This window comes from Dyella sp., from assembly GCF_051954575.1.
Classification (GTDB): Bacteria; Pseudomonadota; Gammaproteobacteria; order Xanthomonadales; family Rhodanobacteraceae; genus Dyella_B.
This window is the reverse complement of record NZ_JBQCHP010000077.1, coordinates 1-7,507: the sequence shown is the minus strand read 5'-3', so window position 1 is coordinate 7,507 and position 7,507 is coordinate 1. Positions and strand designations below refer to the sequence as shown.

Below are 7,507 nucleotides of genomic sequence, written 5' to 3'. Positions count from 1 at the left end.
GCCGCGGCCAAGCTCGATCAGGCGCTCAAGCGCAATCCCGACGCACCCGACGTACTGCAGGACCGCGCCGAGGTCGCCATCTACCTGGGCGATTTCCAGCTGGCCGAAAAGCTTGCGCATCAATCGTGGACGCTGGGTTCCAAGCAGGGCCCGCTGTGTGCGCGCAACTGGCAGACCATTGTGGAGATCCGCCAGCAGGCGAACGATCAGGCCGGCGCCGAATCGGCGAGCAAGTGGGTTGGCGAGTGTCGCGAGCCTGGCGTGCAGCGGCTTTAACGTAGGTTGGGTGCGAACCCCAACGTCGTGATCGACATGCATTGCGATGTTGGGGTTTGCACCCCAACCTACATTGCTGCCGAATGACTATCGCAGCAGGGGATGACTTTGCGGATCAATGAAACCCCAAGGATCGGCCTGGTCGGCAGCCAAGGTGCGTACGGTCGTTGGCTGCGCCGCTTCTTCGAAGAGCGCATGGGCTTGCGCGTCTTCGGACGCGATCCGCACGGGGATGCAGTGCTCTGCGAGCGTGCGTTGATCGAAGCGGTCGACGTACTGGTTTTCTGCGCGCCGATCCGCCAGACGCCTGCGGTCATTCGCCACTACGTCGAACAAGCCGCCGGCATCGAGCGCGAACAACTCTGGCTCGACATCACCTCGATCAAGGCTGCGCCGGTGGCGGCCATGCTGACCTCGCAAGCCGAAGTGGCGGGCCTGCATCCGATGAGCGCCGCGCCCAAGGCGACAACCCTGCGCGGCCGCGCCATGGTGGTGTGCGAAGCGCGCCTGGATAAATGGCGCGAATGGTTGAAGCAATTTCTTGTCGCCAGCGAAGCCGATTGCGTGCGCGCCGATGCCGACCGGCACGATCGCGTGATGGCGCTAGTGCAAGGCATGGTGCACGCCACGCATATGGCGCAAGGCGCCGTGCTGCGCGAGCTGGCGCCGGCGGTGGGCGGCATGGAAGGCATCCGCCCGTTCAGTTCAGTGGGCTACGAGCTGGAGGTTGCGGTGACGCGCCGCATCCTCGCCGGCAACCCTGCGATCTACCAGGATATCCAGTTCGAAAATCCTCACGTTGCGCCCATGCTCGAACGGCTGGCCGCGCAACTTGATATGTTGCGCGACCTGGTGCGCCAAGGCGACGATGCGGCGCGCGAACGCATGCGTGACACGCTGCTGGCAAAAAGCCGTGCATACATGGGCGAGCAAGCCGTGGTGGAAGGCAGCTACGCGTTCGAGCGTCTCGGCTACCTGCTTGCTGATCTGCACGAGCCTCGCTACATCAGCGTGTTCCTGCCGCTGGATCGCCCCGGTTCATTGCGCGCATTGCTGTCGGTGTTCGAACAGCGCGGCATCAATCTCGATTCCATCCATTCCTCGCGCAGCGCGGAAGGGGAGCTGCTGTTTCGTATCGGCGTGAGTAGGGATTGCGAAACGCCTGTGCTGCGCGATGCCATGCAGGCTATTGAACAAGATGACATAGGCCGCGTAGTGGAGGCGGCCGGCATGGGCACGCCCTCCTGAATTGCCTAGACCGTCGCATTTCAAAAAGGGGACAGGTTGGTCTACGGTTCGCCTAACGGCAAACACACTGTCCAATCACGCGGCTGCGCGCATAAGTCATCACGCTTCGAACGCGTTTATCAGCATCCGACCACGTCCGGTCGAAGCCATCGGCGATGAGTTTTGTCGCGAAGCCATGGGTTTTGGTTCTGTGTTTTCGCTATAGCGTTGATTGCGTCGTTCGCGCTTGTTTGAAGTGCTGCGACCTGTTTTCCGTAAACAGGAGGTTTGTCATGCGCGCGATACGTTTCATACCTAAGCTGGTTTCCGTCGTGCTGGGCTGCGTCTGGGTGCTGCCGGCCGCCGCCCAGAGTACTGGCCCAGTGCAATTCGACGTTACCGAAAGTGCCTTGGTCGGCACGGTTTCATGCAACGGTGGTCAAGCAACGGCGGTCACGCCGGTCGATGCGTCGACCACGGATGTGAGCGGCAGCAACGATGCCAAGGCTTCGAACCTTAGTGCGCAAGCCTGCGGTCTGCCGCTTTACATGATCACGTCCGCTGATGACTCGACCAGCGCCCAGGATACGACCAGTGAGGACGATGGCGATGGCGACAGCACCTTGCAAAATGTCAGCCTTTTGGGTGGCTTGCTGACCTATCAAAGCAAGATCGAGACGGATGCCTGCAATGCGGTTTCGGCGTCAGCGGTCACGTGCCAGGACACGACCAGCGTGCAGAACCTGGTGTTTGCCGGGAGGCATCTTACGGGCACTTTCACCGCTCCTGCCACGTTCGGCGCAACGAACGCAAGCGTGCAGATCCCGGACTATTGCACCGGTCTGGCGTTGTTTACGGGAACCCTTACCGTTGCGGGTACATCGGTACAAATAAGTGGAAACACGGCTACGGTGAAAATGGTACCCGTCGCATTGAAGGGTACGCTGACTTGCGTTGGTTTGCCATTGGATAGGATGTCGGTGGAACTTAAAGATGAGTCTCTCGTGTCCATCGATGATATTAGCGTATCGAACAACATATTAGCGAATGCCTTGACGAATGTGCAAATTATCTCACAGAGATGAGCTTCTTTCGGACTCCTTTCCATATAAAGAAATAGAAAATGGAGTGTTGTGGAACGTAGAGGGAAAGTGGATGGTCAAGTGACAGCTTTGCCTGCTTGCTTTCGTTCAGATGATCGGTTGAGTTGTGCCTTGCGATGATTGCCATAGATTTTTCGGCTAGTGTCAAACTCTATTCCGGCGCTCGAGGTGAGTGGTGTTCGGGAGCCCATCATCGCCAGTCACCTCACGTTGCTGAGGTCGGTGTAAATGGAGCCTGGTTCTGGTCTGCCTTTTTTCCGCCATACTGGGCTGATGATCAACACCGAAGACATCGACGCACTGCTCGGCGCCAACGGCCCGTTTGCACGTGAGCTGCCGAATTTCGCCCCGCGCGCCGCACAGCAGGCCATGGCGCGCGCGGTGCAGCACGCCATGGCCGAATGCGAAACCTTGATCGCCGAAGCAGGCACCGGTACCGGGAAAACCTATGCGTACCTGGTGCCGGCGATGCTGTCGGGTGAGCGGGTGATCGTTTCCACCGGCACCAAGGCGTTGCAGGATCAGCTTTTCTTTCGCGACATCCCGCGCGTGCGCTCGGTATTGGGCGCGCGCTTGAAAGTGGCGTTGCTGAAAGGGCGCGCCAATTACCTGTGCCTGTATCGCCTGGATCAAACGGTGCGTGAAGGCGCGACGATGGAACACCAGCAGATTGAGCAACTGGCGTCGATCCGCGCGTGGTCTGCGCGCACGCGCCGCGGCGATCGCATGGAGCTGGCCGAAGTGCCGGAGGACTCGCCATTGTGGCTGCGCGTCACCTCCACGCCAGAAAACTGCATCGGCGTGGAATGCCCGTTCTACGACGATTGTCACGTGATCACCGCGCGCCGCGAAGCGCAGGAAGCCGACCTGGTGGTGGTGAATCACCATCTGCTGTTTGCAGACCTGGCTTTGAAGCAGGAAGGTTTCGGCGAAATTCTGCCGGGCGCACAGGCGTTCATTCTGGACGAAGCGCATCAGATACCTGAGCTTGCCGGGCAGTTTTTTTCGCAGAGCATCAGTGGGCGCCAGCTCACCGAGCTGGCGCAGGATGCACTGGCCGAATGCAATGGCGTCACCGGCGCGATCGGCCTGGTATTGGAACCGGTCGAAGCGCTGCAGGAGTCCGTGCGCAGGTTCCGTTTGATTATCGATTCGCTGCCCGTGCGCGGTCCGTTCCACGAATTGCTGAAGTGCGACGGTGTATCAGGCGCGCTGCGTGACATGGGCGAAGTCTTAGCCGCGCTGACCGATGCGCTCGCCTCGCAGGCCGAGCGTTCACGCGGCTTGATGAGCGTGAACGAGCGCGCGAGGCACTTGAGCGAACGCCTGGATCGCATCGCGGAAACATCATCCGAGCAGGACGTGCGCTGGTACGAGCTGTTTCCGCGCGGCTTCGCGTTGCACGCTACACCGCTGGATCTGGCGGCGCCGCTGCGTGCCATGCGCGAACGCACGCACGCGGCGTGGATCCACACCTCTGCCACCTTGTCGGTGGCGGGACAGTTCGATCACTTCGCGCGCCAGCTCGGGCTGGATGATCCGCAAACGCTTAGCCTTGAAAGCCCCTTCGATTACGCACGCCAGGCGCTGTGCTACATGCCGGGCGGTTTGCCCGATCCGGCCATGCGCGACTACACCGAGCGCGTGATCGACGCCGCGCTGCCGGTGCTGGAAGCGTCCAACGGCCGCGCCTTTTTGTTGTTCACCTCCCATCGCGCTTTGCGCCGCGCGGCGGAGCTGTTGGCCGACCGCGTGCCGTGGCCGCTGTTCGTGCAGGGCAGTGCGCCGCGGCATCAATTATTGGAGGAGTTTCGCGCCAGCGGTCATGGCGTGTTGCTGGGGGCGGCCAGCTTCTGGGAAGGCGTGGACGTGGCCGGGGAGGCCTTGTCCGTAGTGATGATCGATAAGCTGCCGTTCGCCGCGCCGGACGACCCGGTGCTGCAGGCGCGCCTGGAAGCATTGGAACAGGCTGGCATCAATCCGTTCATGGGGTGGCAGGTGCCGTCCGCGGTGATTGCGTTGAGACAAGGCGCAGGGCGATTGATTCGCGATATTCACGATCGCGGCGTGTTGATGCTGTGCGATCCGCGGCTGACCAGCAAGGGTTATGGCAAGCTGTTTCTCAATAGTTTGCCGTTGATGCCACGCGCGCGGGATATTGACGACGTGCGGCGGTTTTTCGAGCAGGCCGCCGAGCCGGCCTCTTCCCTGAGGAGCTAAGTACCGCTTCTTCACTCGCACTGCACGAATTGCCTGCTATGCAAGCGAGGGCGAATACACAAAAGATTGACGTTATTGTCGGTCTGGCCTGGCGGTACGTTCGCCGCATGGGCCACCCAGGGAGATGGCTTGAGCATCGGAGGGACCTATGTTCATCGCATTCGCTGGCATTCCAGGCATCGGCAAGTCTTCGACGGCACGTGCTCTGGGTATTCGCCTTGATGTTCCCTATTTCCTGGAGCCGGCAGAGGTGGATTGGTCGCCTCTCATTATGCACAAGGACGTTACCGGCCACTTCACGGCTATGACGTGGTGCAGGCAAAACCGAGTGCCCTGTTACGTGAAGGCCAGGGATATCGCTGATCGCGGTGGCACGGCCATCGTAGACAGCTATTTCGACAAGCTGTGGGAGCCATGCATGCACGAAGCATGTTTTTCATGGCTTATACCCAAATCCGATCCATACTTCGAAGTGGCCAGGCAAATGGCGAAAGTCGACCTCGAAGAACTGCCGGTCGCCGATATGCTGATTTTTCTGAAGGCCGAGCAGTCGTTATGGCTGAGATTGCTGCGAACGCGCGGCAGTCTCGCGTTTGGAGCCTTGAAGCTGCATCAATTCTTTGACATGCAAGCGCACATGGAACGAGCTTGCCGCATGGTCTGCGCCGCACAAGGCACGCGACTGCAAATCATCGAGCAGCGGTGGGGCTCCCCGGAAGAGACTGCGGACGAGATTCTGCAAGGCATGAAAGAGCACGTTTGAGTGCCTTGGACTTCGCCAGGACGGTGAATGGCAATTCTCCATAACAAACCTTGCCCTCGTGCCGGCTCGCTTTCGCTTCGCTGCTGTTCGTGCTGCGTGTCGTACGCGAAACGCGCGGCATCGAGCTGGAAGACATGCGCGCCTGATGTTCCTTGCCGCGCCGGCATGAACTGCATCGCCCGGGCGTGGCGCCCTAAAAACGGGGACAGGTTCGTTGTCGTTTCAAAGCCGCGCGGCGTTTGCCGCGCTTTTCCCGCGCCAGCAAACGCCTGCCGATCTTTTCCGATTCCCGCGCGCGTTGTGTTCACATGGATATCACCCAGACGGGCGCACATATGCTGCCGCCATGCTTGGCTTGCATGGCACAAGAAGCCAGGTCCATGTCATGGAACTATCAAGGAGGGTGGTATGCGACACGCTGCGATCTTGCTCAGTTTATTGCTTGCCTTGTGCGTGCTCAGCGCACCGGCGAGTGCACAAACGTCTTCCAGTTCGGTCGTTTACATTCCGACCGCAGACGGCTATCAACTGCAGGCTTACGTGGCCGTGCCTACATCAGGCAATGGTCCGTTTCCGCTAGTAGTAATGCCTTCGAGCTGGGCTTTTGACTACACCGAGTACAGGGGCATAGCGAACAACATGGCCAACAATGGCTATGTGGTGGTGAGTTACAGTTCGCGCGGCTTCGGTTGCAAGGCCCTGCTGCCTGGGGCCGCTTCCACATGCGGTTATGTCGATGTGGCCGGTCCGCTTACCGTTGGCGATGCCAGCACGGTTATCAATTGGGCATTGGCCAATACGCCTTCCGATTTCAGCCGCATCGGCATCTCGGGTATCTCCTACGGTGCAGGCACCAGTCTGCTTGCAGCGGCGTTTCTACCCGTTGATCCTAACAGGAAGTGGAAGATCAAAGCGGTGGCGGCATTGAGCGGGTGGGCTGATCTGGTTGCCTCTCTCAATGCCAATCAGACGCCCAGTTCGCTAGGCATATCCACGCTGTCCACCCTTGGCGTGACCGGCAACATGGGAACACTGATGCAGAACGTCAATACGGACCTGGCGCAGTTACCACCCGATTATTTTGGCGCCGTGCAACTGGTGCAGAACGATCCGGATACGCCCCTGCGGTCTGCCATCAACGGCGTGGCGCAACTCAATGAGAGCGGGACGGCGGTGTTGCTGGCCAACGCGTTCGAGGATGGCTTGTTCGTGCCGAGCCAGTACATCAATTTCTACAACCAGCTGACCGGGCCCAAGATGATCCTGTTCTCGCACGGCGATCACACCACGCCCGAAATATTGGGTGCCCAGGGCAACCCTAATGAGATCTATACAAAGGTCACCCGTTGGTTCGATTACTACCTCAAGGGCGTACAGAACGGCATTAACCTAGAGCTGCCGGTGCAATTGAAATCCAATACGAATGTGTGGGATTGGTACAAGGATTGGAACGCGGTACAGCAGGGGGCGGTCACATATACCCTTACGAAGCCCATCTGTGGAGTCCTGTGTGTTTTGCAGCCCGCGACCGGCGGTTTCACCGAGGGACCTGGTGTCACGTGGTCATACAGCATTACCCGTGGTTTTGCCTCCCCTACCAATACCGGCGTGCCCTTGGTCACCGGGGGACAGCCGTTACCGGCAGTGATACCCACCATCAACCGTTCCAATGCAGCGGTGTGGGTCGGGCCGGTGGTCAGCGCGACCAGTGCGAAGACTTTGTGGGGGATGTCTCCCTTGCGGCTTACCGTTACGCCCTCGTCCAGCAGTGCCACGCTGGTGGCCTCTCTGTACAGCATGGATCCGACCGGTCTTGCTACCTTGATTACGTGGAAGCCTTATACGTTGCTCAATACGGCGGCGGGTGTGGCCAAGACCATCACGCTGAATTTGGAAGCCACGGACTACCAGATTCCGG

6 protein-coding genes and 1 pseudogene are annotated in these 7,507 nt (G+C 59.7%); all 7 read left to right on the top strand.

The window, feature by feature from the left end:
- Positions 1-276 (top strand): annotated as a pseudogene (locus tag ACTHNE_RS10545) (tetratricopeptide repeat protein); the annotation flags it as partial.
- A 102-nt stretch (positions 277-378) separates the two neighbouring features.
- Positions 379-1,524 (top strand): prephenate dehydrogenase, encoded by a 1,146-nt coding sequence (locus ACTHNE_RS10540; protein WP_440269223.1) that lies wholly within the window; start codon positions 379-381, stop codon positions 1,522-1,524.
- A gap of 272 nt (positions 1,525-1,796) precedes the next feature.
- Positions 1,797-2,588, top strand: a complete 792-nt coding sequence (locus ACTHNE_RS10535) for a hypothetical protein (protein WP_440269222.1) — start codon at positions 1,797-1,799, stop codon at positions 2,586-2,588.
- Complete coding sequence (locus ACTHNE_RS10530; RefSeq protein WP_440269221.1) at positions 2,563-2,670, top strand: hypothetical protein; 108 nt, start codon at positions 2,563-2,565, stop codon at positions 2,668-2,670. Before ACTHNE_RS10535 ends, ACTHNE_RS10530 begins: the two co-directional genes overlap by 26 nt.
- A gap of 209 nt (positions 2,671-2,879) precedes the next feature.
- Positions 2,880-4,826, top strand: a complete 1,947-nt coding sequence (locus ACTHNE_RS10525) for an ATP-dependent DNA helicase (protein ID WP_440269220.1) — start codon at positions 2,880-2,882, stop codon at positions 4,824-4,826.
- 148 nt (positions 4,827-4,974) lie between these two features.
- Entirely contained in the window at positions 4,975-5,589 is a 615-nt protein-coding gene (locus ACTHNE_RS10520) for a hypothetical protein (protein WP_324944771.1), read from the top strand.
- A gap of 408 nt (positions 5,590-5,997) precedes the next feature.
- Positions 5,998-7,507: CocE/NonD family hydrolase (locus ACTHNE_RS10515; protein ID WP_440269219.1), on the top strand; the 1,510-nt coding region annotated here is incomplete at its 3' end.